The following is a 24,607-nucleotide window of genomic DNA, read 5'->3' as shown; positions in this document are numbered from 1 at the left end:
TGTGGACCCCCCGGCGGTGGGAAGACGGACTACCGACGCGCCTTGCGACGGCGCAGGCCCAACAGGGTCAGCAGGGCCAGGCCCGCGGACGAGGCCGGCGCCGCGCTGCAACCGCCGCCCGCGAAGGCGCGCGAGTTGAGCACCGTCCACCGGTGCTCGGCGGGGGTCGGGTCCACGTTGCCCGCGCTGTCGATGGCGCGCACGCGCAGGACGTGCTCACCCTCGCTGACGTCGTAGCTGTCCCGGCAGGGGACGTAGGGCCCGTTGTCCAGGCTGCACTCGAACGTCACGCCCACCTCGTTGGAGGCGTAGGCGAACGGGGCCTCGGTGCTCCCGGAGCTCGCGCCCGGGGTGCGGCTGAAGGACGTGTCCGGCGGCACCGTGTCGATGATGAACGTGTCGACGTTGGAGGGCCCGCTCGTGTTGCCCGAGGACGGGTCCGTGGCGGTGGCGGTGATGTCGTGCGGGCCGTCCGCGAGCGGCGTCGTGGGCGTGCAGCTCCAGTGGCCGCTGGCGTCGGTGGTGGCCGTGCAGACCACCGTGGTGCCCTCGCGCACCGTCACCGTGGTGCCCGGCGTGGCCGTGCCGGAGATGGCGGGCGTGGAGTCGGCCAGCACCGAGTCATTGGCGGGCCCCGTGATGACGGGCGCGCCAGGGACGACGGTGCTGACGGTGAACGTCACCGGCGTCGAGGCGGGGCCGGTGTTGCCGGCGCCGTCGGTGGCCGTGGCGGTGAGGGTGTGGGGACCCTCGGCCAGCGGCGTCGTGGGCGTGCAGCTCCAGTGGCCGCTGGCGTCGGCGGTGGCCGTGCACACCACGGTGCCACCCTCGCGCACCGTCACCGTGGAGCCGGGCTCCGCGGTGCCGCCGATGGGCGGCGTGCCGGTGGACACGGTGGAGTCGTTGGTGGGGCCCGTGATGACGGGGGCGATGGGCGCCACCGTGTCCACGTTGAACGTCGACGGGGTGGAGGTCTCGCTGGTGCTGCCCTGCGGGGTGACGGCGGTGGCGGTGATGGTGTGCGTGCCGTCGGGCAGCGGCGTCGTCGGCGTGCAGCTCCAGTGGCCGCTGGCGTCGGTGGTGGCCGTGCACACCACGGTGCCGCCCTCGCGCACCGTGACGGTGGTGCCCGGGTCGGACGTGCCGCTGATGGGCGGCGTGTTGTTGGACACCGTGGAGCCGTTGGCGGGGCCCGTGATGACGGGCGTCGTCGGCGGGGTCAGCTCGACGGTGATGTTCACCGGCGGAGCCGTCTCCGTGGCGCCCACCTCCGTGGAGGTGAGGACCACCGAGTGCGGACCCTCGGGGATGTTGCCCAAGTCACACGTCCAGCGGCCCGCGGCGTCCACCACCACGGTGCACACCGGCGTGGTGCCACCGTCGACGTAGACGTCGATGGTGGAGCCCGGCGAACCGGTGCCGCCGATGACCGGGTCCGTCACGCCGCCCGGCGCCGGGTCCGTCAGCACGGGGATGAGCTGGCAGATGGACAGCGAGTCCACCCGGTAGGCCACCTGCGTCTCCGTGTTGTTGTTGTCCGCGCAGTCGGTGTCCACGAGCGCCAGGCGCACGTCGCCGCTCAGCGCGTCGAAGTCCTGGTGATGCCCGAAGCCCAGGCCCATGGCCGCGTCACGGGTGGCCGAAACCGTGCCCGACGCCGGCAGACGGCCCAGCGTGAAGCGCTGGGTCCCCGCGCCGGTGACGTGGTTGAAGCCGAACAGGCCCGGGTACCAGGTGTCGGTGCCCGAGTAGCTCACCGCGCCGGAGACATAGGCCGCGCGGTAGCGGCCCGGCACCGTGAGCGTCGCCTGGGTGGCGGCCGCCGCCAGGTCCGGCTGGGCGATGTCCGTCACGCTGGTGCACTGCGAGCGGCCCAGCCGCGTGTAGATGGCGTGCACGTTGGTGTTCTGGCAGCCGTGGCCCGCCTCGATGGTGCAGGTGGCCGAGCAGCCGTCGCCCGCGGTGGTGTTGCCGTCGTCGCACGCCTCGGCGGCGGCCTTGACGCCGTCGCCGCACGTCACCGCGCACGCGGAGGGGATGCCCGCGCAGGTGTAGCCCGTCTCCACGGTGCACGTGGCCGAGCAGCCGTCGTTGCCGGTGGTGTCACCGTCGTCGCACTGCTCACCCTCGTCGAGCAGCCCGTTGCCGCACACGTTGGGGCTGACGCAGACGTTCGAGTGGGGGTTGCACAGGCCGCTGTCGCAGACGCCGGACGCGGCGCAGGGCTGGCCGTTGGACCACAGGCAGCGCGGCGAGCAGGTGTCACCGCTCTCCAGATTGCCGTCGTCGCACACCTCGCCGCCGGCCACGGTGCCGTCGCCGCAGGTGGTGGCGCAGGTGCTGGGCTGGCCACTGCACGTGTAGCCCGGCTCCTGGGCGCACGTGTTGGAGCAGCCGTCGCCGGAGGTGGTGTTGCCGTCGTCGCACGTCTCGCCGGCGTTGAGGACGCCGTTGCCGCACGTGGCGAAGCACACGGTGCCCGGGGGCGGGCAGGTGTAGCCCGGCTCCACGGCGCAGGTGGCTGAGCAGCCGTCGTTGCCGGAGGTGTTGCCGTCGTCGCATGTCTCGGCGCCCGCGCGGATGCCGTCGCCGCAGAGGGTGGTGCACGTGGACGGGGCGCCGGAGCACTGGTAGCCCGCCTCCACCGCGCAGCCCTGGCTGCAGCCGTCGCCGCCGGAGGTGTTGCCGTCGTCGCACGTCTCGTTGGCGTCCAGCGCGCCGTTGCCGCAGGTGGCGACACACACGGACGGGCCGCTGGAGGGGCGGCTGCACGAGTAGCCCGGCTCCGGCTTGCACTCGGTGGCGCAGCCGTCACCCGAGTTCAGGTTGCCGTCGTCGCACTGCTCGCCCGGGTCCACGGTGCCGTTGCCGCACGTCTTCACGCACGGCTGGCCCACGGTGGGGCAGGTGTAGCCCAGCTCCAGGGTGCAGGCGTTGGAGCAGCCGTCACCCAGGTTCGTGTTGCCGTCGTCGCACAGCTCGCCCGGGTTGAGCACGCCGTTGCCGCACGTGGGCGCGCAGTTGGAGGGCGCGCCCGAGCACTCGTAGCCGTTCTCGATGCGGCACGCGTTGGAGCAGCCGTCACCCGACATGTTGTTGCCATCGTCGCACAGCTCGCCCGCGTCGATGGCGCCGTTGCCGCACGTGGCGACACAGGCCTGGCCGGGGGTGGGGCACGCGTAGCCGGACTCCACGCGGCAGGACGCGTTGCAGCCGTCGTTCGGGGTGAGGTTGCCGTCGTCGCACTGCTCGCCGGGGTTGAGCAGGCCGTTGCCGCACGTCGCCGCGCAGGAGCTGGGCTGGCCGGTGCAGCCGTAGCCGGGCTCGATGCCGCACGTGGCGCTGCAGCCGTCACCGTTGCTCGTGTCGCCGTCGTCGCACTCCTCGCGGGGGGACACCACGCCGTCGCCGCAGCGGTCGTCGTAGGCGTCCACGAAGAGGTAGCGGAACGCGTTGGGGGGCGACGCCTCGTTCTCGTTGCACAGCTCCAGCCGGTTGAGGCCCGTCTTCCAGGCCGCCGTGGTGCCGAACTCACGGATGATGCTCTTCTGCCACGGCTGGCCCGCGGGCTCGCTCACGGTGACGGGCGTGAAGGCCTGGCCGTTGACCGTGGCGCCGTCGAACGAGTTGTCGTTGAACGTGGCGATGCGCATGCGGAACTGCGCCACGTTCGTCGTCGAGGGGATGATGAAGTCCTGGTAGACGCACGTGGGGGCACCCAGCGGGGCCACCATGAAGGTGGCGGTCTGGATCTCCTGCGGCCAGTCATTGGCGCTGCGCGCGCCGATGGCCGCGCCCGTCGTCGTGTTGGAGTAGAACCAGTGCGGGTCCGCGCCGGACTCCAGGCGGCGGTTGTTCTGGTCCACGCCGGTGTTGAAGAAGGCGATGCCCGCCCTCACGCAGCGGCTGGGCGTGCCGGTGCAGGCGAAGCCGGGCTCCACCTCGCACATCCGGTTGCAGCCGTCGCCCTCGGTGCGGTTGCCGTCGTCGCAGATCTCCTGGTCGAAGTTCGGCCACTGGCGGTTGTTGAACGCGCCGTTGCCGCACAGGGACAAGTCACACGTGGCCGAGCAGCCGTTGGTGCCCGCCGCGGTGTTGCCGTCGTCGCAGGCCTCGCCCGGGTCGACCGTGTTGTTGCCGCACAGCGAGGCGAGCGAACAGGCCCGTCCGGGGACGTGACACAGGTAGCCCGCCTCGATGGCGCCGGTGGACGAACAGCCGTCCCCGCTCGCCGTGTTGCCGTCGTCGCACTCCTCTCCGGGCTGGATGCGTCCGTCACCGATGACGGGGCCGGCCAGCTCGGAGCGCTGGGCGTGGGGCGCCTCGGTCGAGGCGAGCGCGGTGGGCTGCTGCTCCTGGCAGCCGGTGAGGGTGGTGATGAGCGCCAGGGCGAGCGCGGCCACGGACGGGCCTGTCCGGGCCCGCTTCATGGCGATGGGATGCATGGATGATGATGGCATGAGAGGTCTTTCCTCACTTCTCGAGGGTGTCGGTGGGCTCGCCGCTCTTCGTCTCGACGCCATCGGCGTCACCGACGATGCGGAACTCCACGCGGCGGTTCTTGGCGCGGCCGGCCTTGGTGGTGTTCTCCGCGATGGGCTTCTGGGGACCGAAGCCGCGCGGCTCCAGCCGCTCGCGCTTGACGCCCTTGCCCTCCAGGTACTTCGCCACCGCCTCGGCGCGGCGCTGTGACAGCTCCAGGTTGTAGTCGGCCTTGCCCGTGTTGTCGGTGTGGCCCTCGACGCGCACCTTCTCGATTTCGGGGTGCGACACGAGGATGGCGGCCACGCCGTCGAGCAGCTTGAAGCTGCGCGGGCTGATGAGGTCCTTGTTGTTCTCGAAGAAGACGGCCTCGAGGATGCGAATCTGGCCCTCGCCAATCTGCGCGAGCTGCTTCTGCTTGCAGCCGTGGTTCTTCACCGGTCCCGGCTCGTCCGGGCAGTTGTCCAGCCGGTCCACCAGGCCGTCGTTGTCGCGGTCCTTGTCCGGGCAGCCGCGGTTCTCCTTCGGGCCCGCCTCGTTGGGGCACGCGTCCTTGGCGTCGGCGATGCCGTCCTGGTCATTGTCCGGGTCCGGGCAGCCGTCCTCGTCCTGGAAGCCGTCCTTGTCCTCGGGCTGGTTCGGGCACGCGTCCTTGGAGTCGGTGATGCCGTCGTTGTCGGAGTCCGGGTCGTCCGGGCAGCCGTCCTCGTCCTGGAAGCCGTTGATGTTCTCCGGCTGGGCGGGGCACTTGTCGGCCAGATTGGGGATGCCGTCCTTGTCGTCGTCGCCGTCCGGGCAGCCGTTGAGCTCGGCGAGGCCGGGCGTGGTGGGGCAGCGGTCCTGCGCGTTCGTCACGCCGTCGCCGTCCGCGTCCAGGTTGGGACAGCGCGCGGGCTCGTGGGGCTGGCCCGCGACACATGCGGGCGCATCGTCACGCGGCCCGAAGTTGACGCCCGCCAGCACGCGGAACTCGGGCGTGCCGGGCGTCCGGCCGAAGCCCGGACCGCCCATGATGTAGAACTCGGTGCCCGCCTTGGCCGGCGTGCGCAGGCCCAGCAGCACCTCCATCGACTCGGGCGCGTCCGCGAACGGCAGGGTGCCGCGCACCACCAGCTCCTCGCGCAGGCCGAACAGGTTGGCCGTCAGGTTGACGCCGCCGTTCATCTCCACGCCCAGCTCGTCCCGCAGCGGGTCCGCGTCGGGCGTCAGGGCGTACTTCTTGGTGCGCACCAGCGCGCCCACGTCCGCGCCCACGCGCCAGCCGTCGCCCAGCTTCTTGCCCAGGCCCAGGCGGGGGGTGAAGACGAAGCCCTGGTCGCGCGTGAGGGTGTCCTTGCTGCCCAGGGGCAGCGCCGCGCCCAGGTGCAGGCCCACGTCCAACGGGCCACCGCGCGCCTCGGACAGCAGCCCCGCGCGCGCCTGCGCCCACGGCGTGCCCAGCGCCAGCGTGGACGGCGTCTGGAAGCCGAGCGCCGTCGTGTCCGGGCCCCACTGCGAGACGATGGGAACCTGAAGACCCAACTCCAACCAATCCGTCACGGCGTAGGCGCCGCTCAGGTGCACCGTCACGCGGTTCGAGACGATGGTGCTCACCTCATCGTCATTGCGCAGCAGCACCAGCGGCTTGTGCTCGTAGTGGGCCGTGAGCCCCAACCGGAAGGTGCCGTCCGGCAGCAAGTCACCCGTGGACAGCACGAGGCTGTCCTTGGCGCCGGGGTTGAGCTGCAACCGCTCCAGCTCCAGGTTGGGGATCCGCTGGACCTGCGCTTGAGCGGAGAGGGCCCAGAGAACGGCCAGCCCTCCGAGCAGGGAATGATGACTTCGAGAATTCAAGGGTTCCTCCACATCCGTGCGTCGCACTGAGCGCGCGCACGGCCTTCTGCCACGACTGTGTGGCTATTCACAGTTGCATGGCACGGGCCATCACGTCACAGATGGGACGCGGGGCCCTGCGAGGCTTTGCTGACGTGTCAGGAGGGGGCCTGGCCCGCACGGACGCCGCGCTGACGTGTCAGCGGCGGGGGCGGGTATTCACACACCCTCCCGGAATCTTCACCTCCGAGAGGGTGGGAACGCGCGAGGCTAGCGCAGGGGCAAATCCAACCAGGACGGGCCGCCCAGGCTCAGCGTGGCGTTGGGCGTGTTGGCGCCGAAGTAGAGCGGGTCCTCGGTGTCCACCACGAGCGCCAGCGAGTGCCAGGCCGGGACGTCATACGCGGTGACGGGGAACACCAGGTCCAAATCGAGCGGGGTGCCCGGCGTGGCGCCGTACCAGCTCAGCGGCACGTGGGTGATGAGGCCGCCGAAGTCCCCCACGACGTCGTAGAGATAGGCGACCACGGTGCCGGAGGCCGTCGTCGGGGTGATGCGCAGCCGCAGCGCGGTGGTGCCGCGCAGGGCCAGCTCTCGCGAGGCCGGCGGCGAGGTCCACACGCCCGCGCGCAGCCGGTTGACGCCCGGCAGCCACACGATGGGCGGGATTCCCGTCAGCCCCTGCAGGCCGTTGGTCAGCAGCGCGACGCCCGCGTCGGCGGTGGTATCGATGCCGCCCCAGACGGTGCGTGAGCCGCCCGCGGTGGGCGCGCCGCCGAGGGTGCCGGTGCCATCGAGCAGCCGGATGGCGCCCAGGCCGTGGCGCTGGGTGCTGGAGGTGACGGCGGCCCAGGAGGCATACCCCTCCACGTCGCCGTCGTAGGTGCGCAGCACGAGCGGCGGCTCGTTGCCGATGCCCGTGTCGATGCCGGCGACGTGCTGGTCCAGCCACCGCGTCACGCTGGTCCACACGTGATTGGGCAGGCCGACCAGGCCCGTGGCCTCGACGACGGCGTGGTCCCCGGGCGCGAGTTCCAGGCGCTTGGGGCCGGTGAGCCGGTTGAAGAAGGAGATGAGCTGGTTGGGAGGGAAGAGGCTGTCGCCGTACGCGTTGGCGATGAGGATGGCGGGCGCGTGGGCGTTGATGCGGTCCACGTAGGTGGCGGCGGAGCGGATGCGGCCCCACTGCTTGATGCCCTCGATGTCCCGGTTGGCGAAGTAGTTGTCGATGGTGGTCCGCAGCTCGGGGCTGGGACGGCCGAGCAGCCGCGCGGCCACGTCCAGCAGGGCCACCGCCTGGGGCCTGCGCGTGTCGCCGCCGTACAGCGACGCCACCAGGTCCGTCCATCCGGAGAGCGCGGCCACGGCCTTCACGCGCGAGTCGAAGCCGGAGGCGATGAGGGCGATGCCCGCGCCGTACGACACGCCCGACAGGCCGATGCGCGCCGGGTTCGTCGGCGTGTTCGCCAACAGCCAGTCGATGACGTGCGAGGTGTCCGCGATGTCCGTCGGGCCCGCCGTGTCGATTCCACCGCCCGACGCCCAGAAGCCCCGAGGCGTGTACGACAGCGCCACGTAGCCTCGCTCCGCCAGCGCCTTGGCCTGGGCCAGGTACTCCAAGTCGTTGAGCCCCCAGCTCGAGATGAACACGACGGCCGGGTGGGGACCGGGCGTCGCCGGGGCGATGTGGTTGGCCTTGAGCACCACCCCGCCGCCCACCGGGATGTCCACGAACTTGAAGCCCGTCGTCGCCGCCGCCGTGAGCACGCCGTGGGCGACGGGGAGGGCAGACGGCACGGCCGCCGTCGCGAGGACGGGTATCAACACCGCGACCAGCAGGGAGCAACGGGGGAACCACCGCGAGAGGAGACGCTGCGCCATGGAGCACCTCACTGGACTGCGAATGGATGGGGGCGCTCACCGTAACGGTGGATTGATTCGTCAATCAAGGATTTCTGACATGGCGTGTTAAGCAGGTTTCATCGCGCTGGGAGGGTGTAGCGCCCTTCCTTGTGGAGTTCGCGGTGGATGCCGTGGAGGAGGTCCGCGGCGCGCAGCTGTTGGGGCGTGCGGACGACGGCCTTGAGGCAGGCGTGGCGGAGCACGTTGATGATGGCGCCGCCGGACAGCTCGTGCTCGCGGGCGAGCTTCGGGAGGTCCACGTCGGGGGCCAGCTGGAAGGGTTTGTCCTTGAAGCACGCCTCCCACAGCCGCAGGCGCTGGGCGGGGCCGGGCATGGGGAAGTGAATCATCGACTGGAAGCGGCGGGCGAAGGCCTCGTCGAAGTGGGCGCGCTGGTTGCTGGCGAGGATGGCGATGCCAGGGAAGTCCTCGATGCGCTGGAGCAGGTAGGAGATTTGTTGGTTGGCCGCGTGGTCATTGGCGTTGCGCGACTCGGTGCGCTTGCCGAAGAGGGCGTCGGCCTCGTCGAAGAAGAGAATCCAGCGCTGGAGCTGGGCGTGGTCGAAGAGGCTGGCGAGGTTCTTCTCCGTCTCGCCGATGTACTTGGACACCACCTTGGACAGGTCGACGCGGTAGACGGGCAGGCCGGTGGCCTTGCCGAGCAGCGTCGCGGTGAGGGTCTTGCCGGTGCCAGGGGGGCCGTGGAAGAGCGTGCGGTAGCCGGGCTTGAGCTGCTTGCCCAGCCCCCAGTCCTCCAGGAGCGTCCCCTGGTAGCGGGCCCAGGTGATGATGTCCTCGATGTCATCGCGCAGGGGCCCGTCGAGCACCAGGTCCTCCCAGCCCTGCTTCGTGGAGATGCGCTGCGCGGGGAACTCGGGGCCGAAGGGGGGCTGGTAGTGGGCGCCGGTGGTGAGGCGCTCGAGGGCCTCGGGGGTGAGCTGGAGCGCGGCGGACAGGGAGGGCTCGTCCGCGTGACGGCGCTCGAGCCGAAGCACGCGGCGCGTGAACAGCGGGTGGTCGGGGTGGAAGAGGTGCAGGTGTGTCAGGCGCGCCTGGAGGTCGTCTCCGGCGAGGAGGAACAGCGCCGTCTCGCCGGTGGGGAGGATGCCTCCGTGGGACTGGCCGACGACGCCGCCGAACTCGGTGAAGCGGCGGTCCAGGGCCTGGTTGCGCAGGAAGAGCGGGTCCAGCACGGCGGGCTGGAGGTGGGGCAGCGCGGCGAGGATGAGGAGCAGTCGCTCCGCGGTGGTGCAGTCGAGCTCGCGGAGCAGCTCGGCGTAGGGGGCTTCGTGGGTGGGGAGCGGCGGGGGCGGGAGGGTGTCGAGGAGCGGCGCGGGGAGGAGGCTTCCGGCGTGTTGTTGGAGTCGGAGGTCCAGCCACTGGGTGAGCCAGGCGACCTCGGCGCGGAGGCACTCGGCGTTGGTGGAGAGCGCGTGGGGGGCCATGTCGCTACCAGGAGACGTAGAGGGGTTGGGGCATCCACGGGTGGGTGAGGATGGAGAGGCTCCAGGGGACCTGGTCGACGAGCACGTCGAGCGTCTTGCGTTGCACCTGGAGCTTCCAGCGGTCCTCGAGTTGTTCGAGGCGTCCTTCGCGTTGGAGGAAGGTCTCGCGCAGGCCGGCGACGGAGGTGCCGGAGAGGATGGTCCAGTGGGCGATGAGGGCCTTGAGGAGCCGGTCGCAGAGGGACTGCTCCTGTTCGGTCATCTCGATGCCGCTGGGGATGGGGGTGGGGACGGGAAGGCCGCAGAGAATCTTGTTGAGGACGAGCAGGGGCTCGGGCGCGGAGGTGCGGCCGTCGACGAGGTACTGGAGCAGGTGCACGGCGCGCATGGCGGGCTCGGGGTCCAGGCGTGTCTTGCCCTGGTCATCCACGTGCGTGAGGCCCAGCTCGCGGAAGAGGTGGGGCAGGAAGGGGCTGGTGAGGATGAGGCCCGCGTTGTCGATGTAGATGGGATTGCCGTCGTGGTCGCCGTGCGGGTCCGCGCCGAGCTGGAAGGAGGTGCGCTGACGCGAGGGCCGGGTGGTGGGGCGCGGTCGGGGTGGAGTGGTCCAGGCGGCGAGGAAGGTGGCGCGTCGCTGTTGGAGCACGGAGGCCAGGCGGGGGCTGGACTCGTGGTGGGCCAGTTCGATGGCGCGCTCCAGGAGTCGCTCGGCGACGCCGCGTGAGTCCCGGTGCGTGGGGTGGGCGCCGCGCAGGCGGGTGGAGAAGTGCTCGAGGAACGCGGAGATGAGCTGTTCGAGTCCGAGGTTTCCTCCGGGCCTTTTCCCGAGCAGCTCCAGGATGAAGCGCCAGAACGCGGAGCGCTCCGTGAGGGAGGGCGCGTCGGAGGGGGCGACGTCCTGCCAGGCGGCGATGAGGATTTCGACGGTGGACAGGAGCGCTGCGTGGAGACGGGGCGCGAGCACCGCGGAGATGCGCGCGAGGAGCGGGTCGGGGAGGGTGCGGGCCCAGTGCTCCTGGAGGTGGCGGCGGTGCACGTGACGGCGGATGAAGCCGTGGAGCACGTCCGGGGATTCGTCGAGGAGCGACTGGAGCAGGCGGAGCAGGGCATCGTCGGAGAGCCCCGCGTAGCGGTCCGCGCTCTCCGCGAGGAGGAAGGCGAAGAGGGCTTCGCGTGCTTCCGGACTGTCGTGCGTGCGGAGGGGCGCGGAGGCGGAGGGGCTTTGTGGGGCGCTGAGCGGGGTGGCGATGGGGCGAAGGTGGGTGGCTGGCTCTGTGCGCGAAGAGGTGTCACGTGAGGAGGCGCTGTCGGGGGACCGTGCGTCTCTTGCTCGAAGGGCGTCACGTTCGTGGCGCGGGTGTTTCACTGGCGCCGCGATGAAGTCCGTGTCGCTGTGTGCGAGGTGTTCCGCGGGAGGCGGTGCATCCGTGCGGCGACCCGTCGGAGGTGTCGCATCGCTTGCGAGCGCGGGCGTGCTCCTGGAGCCGGAATGCACGGCATCTCTCGTGTCGATGCGGAGAGGTGCCGAGTCGCTCCCGCGCATATCGAGGTCGCCGTGGTTGAGGCGGTCCTCTCTTTGTGCGTGCCGCTTAATGTCGTCGTTGCTGAAGGGCGCCGCGACTGAGTCGCCGTGACCGAAGAGTGCTTCAGTCCGTGTACGCGAGACCGAGTCTCTGCGGCTGTGGGGGGTCTGAGCTTGTTCGTGCGAGCCGGAGTCGTGGTCTGGAGGTGCCTCGTCTCGCACACTCGGAAATGAGTCGCTGTGAACGAGACGCGCTTCAGTCCGCGTGCGCGAGGTCGAGTCGCCGCGATCGAGGAACGTCTCGGCTTGTTCGTGTGAGCCGGAGTCGTGGCTGAGAGGTACCTCGTAACGCGCACGCGAAACCGGGTTGCTGCGACCGAGAGACGTCGCGGCATGTTCGCGCGAGCCGGAGTCGTCGTGGTCGAAAGGTGCCTCGTCGTGTGCACGCGGAACTGAGCTGCTGCGGCCGAGAGAAGCTGAGGCTTGTTCATGCGAGCCGGAGTCGTGGTCGAAAGGTGCCTCGTCGTATGCACGCGGAACTGAGCTGCTGCGGCCGAGAGACGTTGAGGCTTGTTCGCGCGAGCCGGAGTCGTGGTCGAAAGGTGCCTCGTCGTATGCACGCGGAACTGAGCTGCTGCGGCTGAGAGACGTTGAGGCTTGTTCGCGCGAGCCGGAGTCGTCGTGGCCGAAAGGTGCCTCGTCGTGTGCACGCGGAACTGAATCGGTGCGGCGGAGGAGCTTCTCGGCTTGTTCCTGCGATCCGGAACCACCATGGCTGAGAGGTACCCCGTCTTGTACACGCGAAGCTGCATCTCTGTGGCTGCGGGACGTCGCTACTCGTTCGTGCAGGCCTGAACCGTCATGGAGGAGGTGTGCCGCGCCCTGCGCGAGAGAGTCTGAGTCGCTGCGGTCGCGAGGTGTCTCGGTCCGTTCGTGCGATTGAGAATGGTCATGGCCGGAGGCTGTTTCGTCTCGTGCACCTGGAGCTGCACCTCCGTGGCTGCGGGACGACACTGCGCGTTCGTGCGAGCCGGAGCCGTCATGGCCGAGAGGTGTCCCGTCTTGGATGCGCGAAGCTGCCTCGCCTCGTGGGACGAGGCTCTCGCCTTGGTCGTCCGAGTCGGAACGGTTGTGGCTGGGAGTTGCCCTGTCTTGAGCACGCGATGCTGCCTCGCTTCGAGGGACGAGGCTCTCGCCTTGGTCGTCCGAGTCGGAACGGTTGTGGCTGAGAGTTGCCCTGTCTTGAGCACGCGAAGTTTCATCGCTGCTGCTACGGGACGTCTCTACTCGTTCGTGCGGGTCTGAGTCGTCATGGAGGAGGGATGCCTCGTCTGGCGCGAGGGACGCTGGGTCGCTGCGAGACCTCCCTGCTCGTTCACGCGAATCGAGATCGTGGCCGAGGCCACGGTCCGCTGCGTCTTGTCCGTGCGGAGTGGGGACTCCTCGGTTGAAGGCTGCTCCGTCTTGTCCCTGCCGAAGCGGAACCGCACCGAGTGCAATAGAGCCCGGTCTCACTCCATCACGCGGACCCTCCCGCGTCGGACGCGAACTCGTGTGCTCATCAGCGTGGCCCACTGCGTCCATGCGCGAGCCGTCAACGTCTCCCGCGCGACCTCGAACACGAATCTGTTCGAGCACGGAGAGGAAGACCTCCGCATGTTTCTGGAGCACGCCTCCCGATGCTCCCCACTCCTCGATGACCCGAGACAAGAACCCCTGGGCCTCCAGGGTCATCTCCGTCCCGAACAGTCTCCGCAGCAGTCGGCTCACGGTGCTCCGGGAGAGCGGCGCCGTCTCCCCCAGCAACAGCAACTCATGGAGCACCGTCTGCCGTGCGCCCTCGATGCCGCCGGGCAGCACCCGCTCCGGAAGCTCCCTCATCGCATGGAGCAACGCCCTCATCGACCGGGACTCGCGCGGACGCAGCAAGTCCATCGCCCTGCCGAGAACCTCCGCTCCGCTCCGGTCGACCAGCGCTGTCCGCAAGTCCTCCGTGTCTCGCAGCGCCAGGAGGAAGTGCCGACTGTCCTCGGGAAACGACGTCAACAGCGCGCCGAGCAACTCCTCCACCGTCGGCCCTGTCTTCCCCCTGAAACGAAGTCGACTTACCAACGCGGACTTGAGCGCATGCGCCTCCCACTGGGACAAATCCGAGTCACGCGTCCCCCGGTCCTCCACGACCCCCGAAACCCGCGTCGCCGCGAGCTCCTCCAAATCCACCGACTTCCCATCGAGCAGCGTCGCGAGCAGTCGCGCGAAGAACAGCGGCTTGTCCTCGGCCCGCGCCGCGAAAACGGGGAGCGCCGAGCGCAGCGGGCTCCCCTCATCCCCAGGTCGCGGCATCAACCGCACGAGCAGCTTCGACAGCACCTCCTCGGGAATCCGCCGCACCGCCCGGACCAGCCGCGTCAGCGAGCCACCCGACTGCTCCCAACCGAGCACCCGCCGTTGCAACGAACGAGGCAGCTCCGGCAGCGTCGCCACGACCCGCTCCGCCGTCAGCTCCGGCATGCGCACGAGCGTTCCCCACGGCAGCTCCCCATGCCGGAGGTAGTACCGAAGCGCCTCCGCCAGCTCATACCGCGCCGACGCCGACTCCGTGGTCGCCAGCTCCTCATCGAGGACCGGAGCCTCGACCTCCTCGACCTCGGGAAGAGGCAGCTCGCGCACCAGCTCCCCGATGACGGAGGACAGCGACGCCAGCACCGGGTGCCGCTTCCGCACCTGCTCCAATCCCGAGTCCAGAGTCGTCAGCAGCTCCGGATAGTCCAGACCCTGGCTCTCCGAGACGCCCTCGAGCAGCAGCTTCAACGCGCTCTTGCGGTTGAACTGGGAACCCGCGTCCTTCACCAGATACGTCAGCGTCAGCGACCAGAGCAGCCGTGACAGCGCCCGGTCACTCAGCGGGAGCACCGGCTCGATGCGATGGAGCGCCTGGAGGCTGACGATGTAGTCGATGAGCAGCGCCGCGTGCTTCGGCTCCAGGAGCATCACGAGCTGCTCCAACTGCCGCTGGTCGAGCTGGAGCACCAGCCGGTCCAGCACCCGTCCCAGCGTGGCGTGCTTGCCCACCAGTCGCACCAGCGCGGCCGGAGAGCTCCGAGCGAGCTCGGCGAAGAGCGCGCCGAACGAGAACGCCACGCCATGCGGCGCCCAGAACGGCAGGGTGCCATGCAACAGGTAGTGCTCCATCAACTCCAGTCGAAGCGCCTCCTCGGTCCGAGGCCGGTCCTCCTCCCGCGTCGACGAACGCCGCTTCTGCACCGCCTGCTCCGCGGCCTCGTGGAGCCGCAAGGTGAGCCGCTCCTCCACCACCTGCTCGAAGTCGTCGAACGGCACCGTCCCCAGGTCCACGTCGAGCCGGTCGATGCGCAGATGCAGCCCAGGGACATCCACCGCGTCGAACACCTTCTCGATGATGGCGAGCAACCGACGCCGGTTGAAGTCACTCAGCCGAGGCTGGAGCGCCAGCGCCTGCTCCTCCGACTCCAGCGTCACCCGCAGCGTCTGCTTCCGAAGATGATGCCGGGAGCCCGTCATTCGGTGTCCGCCTCGGATTCGCGGGCCGCCGCTTCCAGGAAGTCCCTCAATCGCGCCGAGGCCAACGAGAGCGCCAGCGCGTCCCCCTGCCGGAGCGCGTTCCGCCACGCCCAATAGAGCCGCTCGAACGCCGCCATGCGCGAGGACCCGAGGAACAGACACTCCGCGACCACCAGCGCGGGCGCGTTGCTCCGGATGACCTCGCGCGCGAACGTCTGGAACTCCGGCTCACGCCACTCACCCGTCGCCGTGGAGAGGACCGCCGTCACCGTGAAGCTGTAGGGGAAGACATCTTCACCCTCGCGCCGAGCGGACCGCAGCAGGAGGTGCTCCACGATGTAGAGCTGCGAGCGCTGTTGGTTGAGCTGGCGCGCCTGCTCCACGAGCGCGTGTGCCCGAGCCACCGCGCCCTCCACGTTCGGGAACTTCCCCGCCAGATGCCAGCCCGCCTCGGACGGCGCCTTGCACACCAGTGACAGCGAGGACTCCCCCGGCAGTGTCCCCACGCGGAAGTGCTCCAGCGCGCCCGCCGCGTTCAGGAACTCACCTCCGAGCATCTGGGAGCGCAGCGGCGGCGCGGGAGGCCTCTCCGGCGCGGGCAGCGAGGCGACGGGCGTGAAGCGCTCCTCGAGCATGTCTTCGTACCGTGCCAGCGCGCGACTCTCCGGCGCCGTGCTCGCCGAGTCCGAGAGATTCAGCCCATGCTCATCCAACCCATCGATGAGCGAGCGCGAGTCGGCGACGGGCATCCCCAACTGGATGCGGCTCTTGATGGCCATGCCCGCGACGTTCCGCGGTCCGGGGCGCTCCAGCGCGTCGATACCGCGTCCCCGCGAATGCGTGCTCTCGACCAGGTGCTCGAACAACGTGAGCTTCGCGCGAAGCACCCGCTCGGCCTGGAGCGCATCCGGGGTGCCGTCCCATGCCGTGCCCGCGACGGAGTCCTCGTCCAGCTGCTCCGCGCAGAGCGCCAGCAGCACATCGAGGAACCGGTTGCGTCGCGCGGTGACGGGGTCCTGGCTGGCGACGAGCTCCTCCAGCCCGCGCGCATAGCCCGGCGAGTCACCTCCCTCCGAAGGCCGCGCGAGCAACGGCTCCACGTCCGGAACCGCGTCGGTGAGGAGCTGGAAGAAGTACGTCCGCTGCAAGTCGGGGTCGCCGGAGAACAAGTCCCGCACGTGCGCGAGCTGCGCGAAGAAGTCCGTGAGGAGCTGTTCGAACACGAGCAGGTAGCCCTTGAGCTGGCGCGCCTGCGCCTGGCGAGGGCGGGGTGCGCCCTCGGGGAGCCCCGCGGACCCGATGCCGTAGACCATGGGGTACTGCGTCTGGATGGACGTGTACGCGCGGAAGTGCTGGCGCTGTCCTCGGGGCATGCCGAGGTACTCCTCGTATTGGGTCCCCAGCGGATGGGTGCGGCGCTGCTCGGCCCACAGCCGCTCCAGCTCGCGGCGCACGCGTGCCGGATGGGGCTTCACCTCCACGCCGTTGCGCAAGAGCCGGATCGAAAACCCACCGCGCTTCGAGTCCGTGCGGGTGTCGAGCCTCAGCACCTGCGCCGGTGCCACCGGCAGCGAACCATCGGGCCCCGTGGCGACCTGTCCACCCGCGCGCAGGCTCACTCCGCGGACGCTGGAGACGCCCGGTGTCTGCGCCATGACTCGCGTGAGGTCCTGGATGGCGATGGACGTCGCCTTGGGCTGCAGCTGTGCGTCCTCGATGAAGCCGTTGCGAAGCAGCGGCCCCTCCAGGATTTCATCCGGCGTCTGGCCCGCGTCGAGCAGGGACTTGAGCGACTCGCGACGCGGCTCCGGCGCGAGGAGGTTGCCGATGCGGAAGAACAGCGCGGCGAGGATGTCCTCGGGAGTCCGTCGCTCCTCGATGCTGGCCTCCGCGACGACGACGGCCTCGAGCGGCTCCAGGAGCGTGATGTCGCGGAGGTCCTCGCACAGGGCGCGGTGCCGGTTGTAGACGCGGCGGACGGCGTCGATGATGGCGTCGGGTGCGCGCTCGTCGGTGGCGCAGTCGTCCTGCCCCGGCGCGAGGAGCGTCACGTCGTAGAGTCCCTGGACCTCGCCGGTGGTGACGGGGGTGAGCCAGACATTGGCGACCTGGGGCACGCGGTCGATGAGCAGCTTGCGGTAGTCGCGCTCCGTCACCGGGTCGCACGGGAGGATGTCGAGCGCGGGGAAGAGCCCCTGTCTCGCGGGCTCGATGCGGCCCGTGACGGGGTCCAACAGCAGGTCGGCGAGTGGGAACGTCGCGCGGTAGGACAGCTCCGTGAGCGCATAGCAGAGCTGCTGCAGCGTGGTGACGCCGGAGTCACTCGCGTTGTAGTCCGTCCATATCTTCCCCGAGAGCGCCTGGAGGAGCGCGGTGCCCTCCTTCTCGAGCGCGGAGTAGTCCAGGCCCACGTTCGAGGGCGGCGCGGTGGTGACGGTGACGGGCTCTGCCATGGTGTGCTCCGAAAGGGCTCAGTAGCCATCCGCCGCCAGCAAGGCAGCGGGCGCGTCCGCGGCGCGCAGCGCGTGCCGGGTCTCCGAGGTGAGGAAGTACCAGTCGGACTCCAGCGACTCGGGACGAGGCGTGTGCGCCAGCTCCAGCGAGAGCAGCTCCTCGACGTACGGACGCGTCTGGATGAAGTCGGAGACGTCCGCGCTCGAGCCGTACTGGCCCTGTCGTGTCGCGCGGGACGCATCGAAGTACCAGGGGGACAGGTACTCCACGAGCTCGCGGTCGAGTCGCTCCAGGCTCGCGCCCGTCTCCTCTCCCGCGCGGAAGCGCACCTGCGCGTCCACCTTCACGCGGACATAGAGGGGATTGACGGCGCGGACCTGGGCGAAGCCGCTGGCGCGCTCGGCGAGGAATTGCTCGACGCGCTCGAGCAGCTCGGACGTGGCCTGGGGCACCGTGGGGTCCGCCGACGCCGTCGCATCGCGCCCGGGCACCACCACCACGAGCACCGCGCCCGGCACGCCGGACTGACGGGGCGCGTGCGCGGGCAGGGCCTTCACCTTCCAGAGAGAAGGGAAGCGCTCCAGGGCCAGCCGCTCGTAGTCCCACGCCAGCACCGCGCGCTCCTTGTGGCGCAGCCGCTCCGAGGCGCGGACCTCGAACGTGCGCGCCGTCTCGGGCGGGCGTCCTCCGAATGACGCCATCGGCTGGGAGATGTCGCCGATGTCGGGCAGCTCCTGCACGGACTGGCTGATGGCCCCCGCGGGCACGGGCGTGTCCACATCGACGCCTGGCTCACTTCGCGTCGCCGTCACCGCGTGTGGCGTGAGCGCGAGCGTCCGTGGGAAGTCCTCCGCCTCGTCCGGGACGGAGGCGCGCAGCCATTGATAGTCGCCCTCGTCGGCGACCTTCGGCATCAGCGTGCTGCCTCGCGAGGTGAAGGTGGGCAGACCCAGGGTGAGGATGCCCGTGCCCTGCAGTCCGCGCGTCGAGTCCGAGAGGACCTGGTCCGGAGGCAACGGACTCCATCCCGTCGGAGTGAGCCACTCCCACTGCACGGTGGGAACCTCGCCCGTCCCCGTGAAGGTGCCGCTCATCTGGAACAGCATCGTGAGGCTCTGGGCTTCGTCCAGGCCGGTGAAGCCGAGGTACAGGTTCGCGGGAGCCTTGAAGTGGGGGAGCAGCGCCACCGCCCGCTGCGGGTCGGCGGTCACCTGCTTGAAGCCCTCGAAGGGCAGCAGGTGGAAGTAGCGCGCCTCGTCGAGCAGGCAGTGCGCGGAGTAATGCACGGCCAGCGTCTGCACCTGGGGCAGCCAGGGGGGATTCGGGTACTTGATGTCCTTGAGGATTCGCGAGCCCTCCGTGGGAGGAGGCTGCGAGCCGTCGGGCAGCTCCGCCAGCACCGCGTTCAACACGTTGACGGTGTAGAGCGAGTCACCGAAGGCATACGACGGAGTGGCCAGTCGGAGCTCGAGCGCGCTCGTCGCCGGGTCGTAGTAGTCGGGCGGCGTGCCGGGGGCCACGTCGAACTGCTTCAGCACGGTGTCCTGGCACAGCGTGCCGCGCGGCTCGGGCGGAGGCGTGTCGCAGTCTGGCTTCGTGCGGAAGAGGCAGCCGCGCACGCCCTCCTTGGGCACATCATCGCTCGGAGGGGACACGGGGCACGGCGGCGAGCTGGGAGCCGCGAGGGGCTGGAGCGTCCAGGCCCCGGGCCGGAGCACGCGCAGGTCCACGCTGAAGCTCGTGTTGTCGAAGAGGTTCTCCGTCGGCAGTCCGTCGGGCCCCACGGTGTAGTCGCGGTAGTAGCCCGCGAAGCCCTCCTTGTCCGAGGGGAGGTTGAACCAGTCGAGCGCGAGCGAGAGCGTGTCGAGGCGTTTGACGAAGAGCTCGGAGTGGCGCAGTCGCGCGTACGAGCCCACCACCGGCGAGGCGCCGAAGAGGGCCCACGGGGTGCTCGGGTCCACCTCGCCTTGGGTGTTCTCGATGCTCACGCCGGTCAGGTCGCGCACCTGGACCTGCAGCTCCAGGTTCTGGAAGGCCACCGCGTCCAGCAGCGACACGGGATGGACCTCGACGCCGTTGCGCAGGGCGACGGGCTCGGGGCTCAGCAAGGCGCGCAGCATGGGCAGGTCCGGCGCGGGCGCGGCGCCGTTGGGCACCACGGGCGGCGCGGACGGGGGCAGCTCGAACCAGAGCCCGAAGAACGTCACCACGGGCACCACGCCCACGGGGCCGAGGTTCGCGGGGAGGATGGGCTCGTAGCGCTCCACCGTCAGCCAGCCATCCTCGGTGGAGACCTGGAGGGTGAACGACTCACGCAGCACCTGGAGGAACACGGTCTGCGCATCCAGGCCGGTGGCCTCGGCGAGCGCCTCCAGTCGGGTGCTCAGGAGGCGAGCGGACTCGGATGAGAGGGGCACGTTCAACGTCACCACGCGGCTGCCGCCCGTCAGGCGCAGGTAGCTGGAGGCGAGCGCGAAGCCGAGCGCCGCGGGGCCCGTGACGGCGGTGGTGGTGACGCCCTCCTGCACGGCACCGAACGTCGCCCAACCCGGAAGCGGCTCCGCGGCCGGGTCCGATGCCACCGCCGGCTCGAGAGGCATCTCCGAGATGAGCACCTGCTTGACGACGGTGAGCGGCGCCTCTCCTTCGACGGGCGGAGTGGTGGTCGGAGGCTTCGGAGATGGGTGCGGGCCGTCGATGAGACCGGGTCGTGAGGCCGCTGACGGTCGTGGCCCGAGCGCGCCGGGCGTCGAACGCTCCCGGTCCGCCGACGCGGGCCCCAGGTCGCCTCTTGCCGAGGTCACCGGCTGAAGCAGCCCACCGGATGGCGGTTGCGTGCCTTGCGCGCTGGGTCCGGAAGCGGCGAGCACGCGCGAGCTCGCGACGGGCGCCGCGACCTCCGGAACCAGCGGTCCCCGCAGCACACGGAGCGCGAGTCGTCGGGCCACGGTGGCGCGGGAGACGCCCACCGTGTTGTCCGAGGCGAAGAGGATGTCCTGTCCATCCGGACGCTTCCCCGCGGGGAACAGGGTGCCTCGGGGAACGACCTCACTTCTCACCGCCTCGTCATCGGCGAGCGTGAAGGTGAGGTACGTGCTGTCCGGCAGCGCGCCCCGAGGACGCAGTCGCAGCACGTCGCGGTGATAGAAGGGCGCGTACCGCCCCGACACCGAGTTGACCGTGTCCTGCGCGGTGCGGAAGAGCCGCACGAACGCCATGTAGAGCGCCAGGTGCGGAGGATGGTCCCCATTCGCCAGCGCCGACGGCAGCACCTGCCGCGCGAGCCCCTGGAGCTGTGAGAGCGAATCCAGGAAGGCCCCCAGCAGTGGCTCCAGCTTCGCCATCGCCGAGCGCGCCCGCGCCTCCTTCGTCGCACCGCGATACGCCGAGCCATCCGCCGGCAGGTCCTCCAGCCCCCAGAGCGGCGACATCCCAGCGATGTCCAGACGGATGAGCCGCCCCAGCGCCTGCGGTCCGGCCGCGCCCTTCGCCATGCTCACCAACGAGCGCAGCGCCCCCGACAGCGGCCCCTCGACGGCGCCCACCAGGTCCTGCCCCAGGAGCCGCGCCGCCTCACCCTGCGCGCCCAGCCCCGCGCCGCGCAGCCAGAGGTCGAACCGACGCGCGAGCCCGAGGAGGAGCTCGAAGCCTTCCGAGAGCGTCTGGAACGCACGCTCCGGCGTCCGCGCCAGGTCCACCTCCCGCGCCGTGCGCAGGAACTGCTCCTCCACCGAGCCCGTGTCGAGCGCGTCGATGGACGCGAGTACCATCACCGGGTCCGCGAGGAAGAACTCCGACCAGTTCCCGTCGCGCTGGTTCTTCAAGTCATAGAAGTAGACGAGCGCCCCGAAGCGCGGCGCGAAGTCGAGCAGCTCCGAGCGCGTGCGTCCGTCCACCGGCGCATACCCGTCCTCCAGCGCGCGCAGCCACCGCGTGAGCTGGCTGGGCGCGTCGTTGATGGCGACCTTCTTGTCGAGCGGAGCCATGGTCTAGGGCCCCGTGACCGGGATGCTCCCCTCCTGCAGATAGAAGGGATAGACGAGGTTGCTGCGCGAGTTCGTCTGCGTGACGACATAGGACACGGTGATGGTGAGCAGCCCCTCCACCGAGGCGTCCTTCTGCACCGTCACCGCGTCCACGACGATGCGCGGCTCCCAGTAGAGGATGGCCTGCTGGACGTAGTCCTGTATCTGCCGCGTCAGCGTGGTGTTCACGCCGCGGAACACCATCGTCCGCAGCTCACAGCCGTAGTTGGGCAGCATCGTGCGCTCGCCCAGCGACGTGGACAGCAACACCCAGAGGCTCTCGCGGATGTCCAGCTCGCCGCTGGCCATCATCACGCCGCCGGTGCTCCGGGAGAACGTGGGCGGGAAGCTCCACCCGGTGCCGAGGAACGAAGGGGCCTTGGTCTCCATCGCGCCTCACCCTCCAATCATCACCGTGGGCAGGCCCACGAGCACGGTGCCGCCATGGGCCGTCTTGTCCCCCAACCGAGCCGCGGGCAGCCCCATCACCTTCACCGTCATGGAGCCCTTCACGATGGCGTCCGGCGGCCCCACGCAGATGGCGATGTCGCCCACCTTCGCCGCGGGCAGCCCGCCGATGAGCACGGTGACGGCGCCTGGGCCCGCGATGGGACCCCCGACGTGCGGCACCTGCGCGGGACCCACGGGCGTCGTCATGGGGCACTGATGGAAGTCGGTGAGTCGGGCTGCGGGAGGCATGAGGCACTCCTTTCAGGCACGGCACTCAGTTGATTTTGACCAGCGTGCCGCGCACCGTGAGGACGCCGCTGGACGTCACCTCGGCCTGCGCGTTGCCGCTGGCCGCGAACTTCATCGAGGCCTTGTTCGTCACCTGCGCGCCGCTCACGGAGACGTTCCCCGTGGCCTCGAGCGTCAGGTTCCCCCCCGCCTTCACCGCCACGTTGCGCTTCGCTGAAATCTTCACGTCGGACGCGCTGTCCAACACGATGCCGCCCTTGGACAGCGACACGGTGTTGCCATTGCTGTCCTGGAGCGAGATGGCCCCGGACGCGTCGTCCAGCTTCACCGTGTGGCCGCCGGGCGTCTTGATGAGGATGATCTTCTTCTCGTCGTCGAACGACAGCTCCAGCTTGGAGCGCGTCACCACGGCCTTCTTCGTGTTCTGCTCGTCTGGGGGAGACGCGGGCGCGCGCTGCTTGCTGTACACGGAGCCCAGGATGATGGGGTCTCTCGGGTCCTCGTTCATGAAGCCCACCACCACCTCGTCGCCCACCTCCGGATAGAACAGCGCGCCCACGCCCTTGGACGCGTAGAACATCCCCAGCCGCGCCCACACGCCCTGGCTCGGGTCCTGGAAGAGCGGCAGCCCCACCAGCACGCGCAGCTCCCCCCCGGGGTCCTTGGCCACCTGCTTCACCACGCCCGTCTGCAGTCCCTTGACGGGAGGCAGCTGCCCGGACGCTCCGGGCGCCGCGATGTCCGGCGACTCCGACGTGAACCAGCGCGAGGACAACCCGAAGTCCACCGTCGTCAGCCACCGCCCGTCCTCGATGTGGTGCCTCACGCCGCTGATGAAGGCCGTGCCGTTGAAGCGAGGCCCCAGCCCGCCCAATTCCAGCGTCTTGCCCACCTTGGCGAGCGCGCTGCCCTGGAAGCGCACCGTGCCGCGAATCTTCGACAGCTTCGACAACAGCAGCTCCGCCGAGGCCCAGTCCTGGAGGTCCGTGGACGTCAGCTCCGCGCCCGTCTGCACCACCACCTTCTTCGCGCCGAAGACCTTGGCCAGCTGCGCCGACGAGACGTTGCCCTGCTCCTTCACCGACACCGCGCGAGGCCCCGACTCGATGAGCTTCTGCGCCCCCGCGTCCCAGGTGTAGCCCTTGATGGAGGACGCATCGAACTGCGTCGTCGCATCCAGCTCCGCCTGCAGGTCCAGGATGGTGGTGCCGTAGGCCACCGCGAGCACTGGCGTCTGGCTCGTGTCCGGCTCCGCCACCGTCACCTTCCCGCCGTCCGCCATGACGACCAGGCCGTTGAGCTGCGCCCGCGTCACCATCAAGTCCCAGTCCGTGGCGTAGTACTGGACGATTTCGTCGTGCACGCCCGTGGTGGCCTCCACGCTCCCGGACAGCCCGTTGCGCGACAGCAGCGTCTGGATGAGCGCGCTGTCCTTCACCTTCTCGAAGAAGCCGCTCTTGCGCTCCAGCGTCATCTTCAGCGCCTCGTCGCTCAGCTCCACCACCAGCTTCGAGCCCGACCCAGCGTCGATGTCCAACCCCTGCCGGCACACCACCCCTTCGAAGATGCGCGTGTTGTCCCCGTCGTAGCCGGCGGAGATGGTGACGCGCGCGCCGGGCAGGAAGGTGGACATCGCGCTGATGGGGAAGGTGCCCGTGGCGGCGTCCCCGTCGAACAACACCAGCTTCGCGCGCGGCAGCTTGTTGACCCCCAGCCACGTGTCCACCGAGACGACGCGGAACGTGGTGGGGATGAGCGCCCCGTCCGCCTGGATGGCGAACGTCGTCAGGGCGCCTGCGTCCTTCGCGGGCGAGGGGGGGCTCATGTCTGGCGCTCCTGGAGCGGCGGGAAGACCAACTGCGAGCCCACCGTGAGCCGCCGGAAGTCGACCAGGCCGTTGACCCGCGCGACCTCCAGGTAGAGCGTGCTGGTGCCGTAGATGCGGAAGCACATCAGCGGCAGCGTGTCGCCCGCCTTCACGGTGCGCACGTGCGTCAGGTCCGGAGAGCTCATCCGCGCCTTGAGCGCCAGCTCCACCTCGTCGTTGTAGCCGAGGAACGTCCCCTTGGCCCGCGCGCGCAGCGGCGTGCCGTCCGGCTTGAACAGCGTGTACGTCATGCTCAGCTTCGACAGCCGGCACTTGAACAGGAACGTGCCCCACGACAGCTTCAGGTAGTTGGGGCTGTGGATGTTCCCGTTGTAGGTGAAGACCAGGTTCTTGAACTTCGACACCTGGTCCGCGATGCCATCGTCGGTGAAGGGCATGAGCCCCGGCAGCGGGCTGGGCACCACGCCGGTGCCGTCGAACACCAGCTCCAGCTCCACCGTGTCGGAGGGAATGCGGTTGAACTCCGGCGAGCCGCCGCTGCTGCCCTGCGGCTGCACGTCGTTGTACTTGACGCAGTACGTTTGCGAGTACGACGCCGGGTTGATGTACACGGTGTAGCGGCCCACCTCCGACGTGAAGTCGGACTTCTGGTAGGCGATGACGTTCATCTTCTCGAGGCTGCCGGAGAACCCCATGGTCAACGCTCCCGCTGGGCCTTGAGCACCTGGAGCACGCGCCGCACGCACTCCTCCATCATCCGCTCCTTCTCCGCTTGCTCCTCCGCGTGGTTGCAGTCCGCCACCGGCGTGCTGGACACCTCCAGGCCGTCTTCGCCCGAGCCGTCCTTCACGTTGACCTGGATGCCCACCTCGTTGACCTCGAGCGGCATGTGCGCGCG

General features: G+C 69.9%; 12 protein-coding genes. All 12 read right to left on the bottom strand.

Going from position 1 to position 24,607, the window contains the following annotated elements; genetic code table 11:
* Positions 1 to 29: 29 nt before the first annotated feature.
* Entirely contained in the window at positions 30 to 4,460 is a 4,431-nt protein-coding gene (locus LXT21_RS34670; protein ID WP_254042513.1) for a DUF4215 domain-containing protein, read from the bottom strand.
* Between the two features lie 13 nt (positions 4,461 to 4,473).
* On the bottom strand, positions 4,474 to 6,315 hold the full coding sequence (locus tag LXT21_RS34665) for an OmpA family protein (protein WP_254042512.1): 1,842 nt from the start codon (positions 6,313 to 6,315) through the stop codon (positions 4,474 to 4,476).
* A 249-nt stretch (positions 6,316 to 6,564) separates the two neighbouring features.
* Entirely contained in the window at positions 6,565 to 8,175 is a 1,611-nt protein-coding gene (locus LXT21_RS34660) for a CocE/NonD family hydrolase (protein ID WP_254042511.1), read from the bottom strand.
* 98 nt (positions 8,176 to 8,273) lie between these two features.
* On the bottom strand, positions 8,274 to 9,641 hold the full coding sequence (locus tag LXT21_RS34655) for an ATP-binding protein (protein WP_254042510.1): 1,368 nt from the start codon (positions 9,639 to 9,641) through the stop codon (positions 8,274 to 8,276).
* A 4-nt stretch (positions 9,642 to 9,645) separates the two neighbouring features.
* Entirely contained in the window at positions 9,646 to 14,703 is a 5,058-nt protein-coding gene (locus tag LXT21_RS34650; RefSeq protein WP_254042509.1) for a contractile injection system tape measure protein, read from the bottom strand.
* Entirely contained in the window at positions 14,700 to 17,156 is a 2,457-nt protein-coding gene (locus tag LXT21_RS34645) for a hypothetical protein (RefSeq protein ID WP_254042508.1), read from the bottom strand. The genes LXT21_RS34650 and LXT21_RS34645 overlap by 4 nt, the downstream gene beginning before the upstream one ends.
* 18 nt (positions 17,157 to 17,174) lie before the next feature.
* Positions 17,175 to 21,143 (bottom strand): baseplate J/gp47 family protein, encoded by a 3,969-nt coding sequence (locus tag LXT21_RS34640; protein WP_254042507.1) that lies wholly within the window; start codon positions 21,141 to 21,143, stop codon positions 17,175 to 17,177.
* 3 nt (positions 21,144 to 21,146) lie between these two features.
* Positions 21,147 to 21,572 (bottom strand): GPW/gp25 family protein, encoded by a 426-nt coding sequence (locus tag LXT21_RS34635; protein ID WP_254042506.1) that lies wholly within the window; start codon positions 21,570 to 21,572, stop codon positions 21,147 to 21,149.
* 6 nt (positions 21,573 to 21,578) lie between these two features.
* Positions 21,579 to 21,881: a PAAR domain-containing protein gene (locus LXT21_RS34630; protein WP_254042505.1), complete on the bottom strand. Its 303-nt coding sequence runs from the start codon at positions 21,879 to 21,881 to the stop codon at positions 21,579 to 21,581.
* 25 nt (positions 21,882 to 21,906) lie between these two features.
* On the bottom strand, positions 21,907 to 23,706 hold the full coding sequence (gene vgrG, locus LXT21_RS34625) for a type VI secretion system tip protein VgrG (RefSeq protein ID WP_254042504.1): 1,800 nt from the start codon (positions 23,704 to 23,706) through the stop codon (positions 21,907 to 21,909).
* Entirely contained in the window at positions 23,703 to 24,404 is a 702-nt protein-coding gene (locus LXT21_RS34620; RefSeq protein ID WP_254042503.1) for a CIS tube protein, read from the bottom strand. Before LXT21_RS34620 ends, vgrG begins: the two co-directional genes overlap by 4 nt.
* Positions 24,405 to 24,406: 2 nt before the next feature.
* Positions 24,407 to 24,598 (bottom strand): DUF5908 family protein, encoded by a 192-nt coding sequence (locus LXT21_RS34615; protein WP_254042502.1) that lies wholly within the window; start codon positions 24,596 to 24,598, stop codon positions 24,407 to 24,409.
* Positions 24,599 to 24,607 lie beyond the last annotated feature (9 nt).

The sequence above is a fragment of the Myxococcus guangdongensis genome (assembly GCF_024198255.1).
GTDB lineage: Bacteria > Myxococcota > Myxococcia > Myxococcales > Myxococcaceae > Myxococcus > Myxococcus guangdongensis.
This window is presented reverse-complemented; position numbering and strand designations above follow the sequence as displayed.

What these genes read in the sequence shown, in the direction of transcription:
- LXT21_RS34660 (WP_254042511.1), bottom strand. Translation starts at nt 8,175, where the DNA reads ATGGCGCAGCGTCTCCTCTCGCGGTGGTTCCCCCGTTGCTCCCTGCTG.
- LXT21_RS34650 (WP_254042509.1), bottom strand. Translation starts at nt 14,703, where the DNA reads ATGACGGGCTCCCGGCATCATCTTCGGAAGCAGACGCTGCGGGTGACG.
- LXT21_RS34620 (WP_254042503.1), bottom strand. Translation starts at nt 24,404, where the DNA reads ATGGGGTTCTCCGGCAGCCTCGAGAAGATGAACGTCATCGCCTACCAG.
- vgrG (WP_254042504.1), bottom strand. Translation starts at nt 23,706, where the DNA reads ATGAGCCCCCCCTCGCCCGCGAAGGACGCAGGCGCCCTGACGACGTTC.
- LXT21_RS34655 (WP_254042510.1), bottom strand. Translation starts at nt 9,641, where the DNA reads ATGGCCCCCCACGCGCTCTCCACCAACGCCGAGTGCCTCCGCGCCGAG.
- LXT21_RS34640 (WP_254042507.1), bottom strand. Translation starts at nt 21,143, where the DNA reads ATGGCTCCGCTCGACAAGAAGGTCGCCATCAACGACGCGCCCAGCCAG.
- LXT21_RS34670 (WP_254042513.1), bottom strand. Translation starts at nt 4,460, where the DNA reads ATGCCATCATCATCCATGCATCCCATCGCCATGAAGCGGGCCCGGACA.
- LXT21_RS34615 (WP_254042502.1), bottom strand. Translation starts at nt 24,598, where the DNA reads ATGCCGCTCGAGGTCAACGAGGTGGGCATCCAGGTCAACGTGAAGGAC.
- LXT21_RS34635 (WP_254042506.1), bottom strand. Translation starts at nt 21,572, where the DNA reads ATGGAGACCAAGGCCCCTTCGTTCCTCGGCACCGGGTGGAGCTTCCCG.
- LXT21_RS34645 (WP_254042508.1), bottom strand. Translation starts at nt 17,156, where the DNA reads ATGGCAGAGCCCGTCACCGTCACCACCGCGCCGCCCTCGAACGTGGGC.
- LXT21_RS34630 (WP_254042505.1), bottom strand. Translation starts at nt 21,881, where the DNA reads ATGCCTCCCGCAGCCCGACTCACCGACTTCCATCAGTGCCCCATGACG.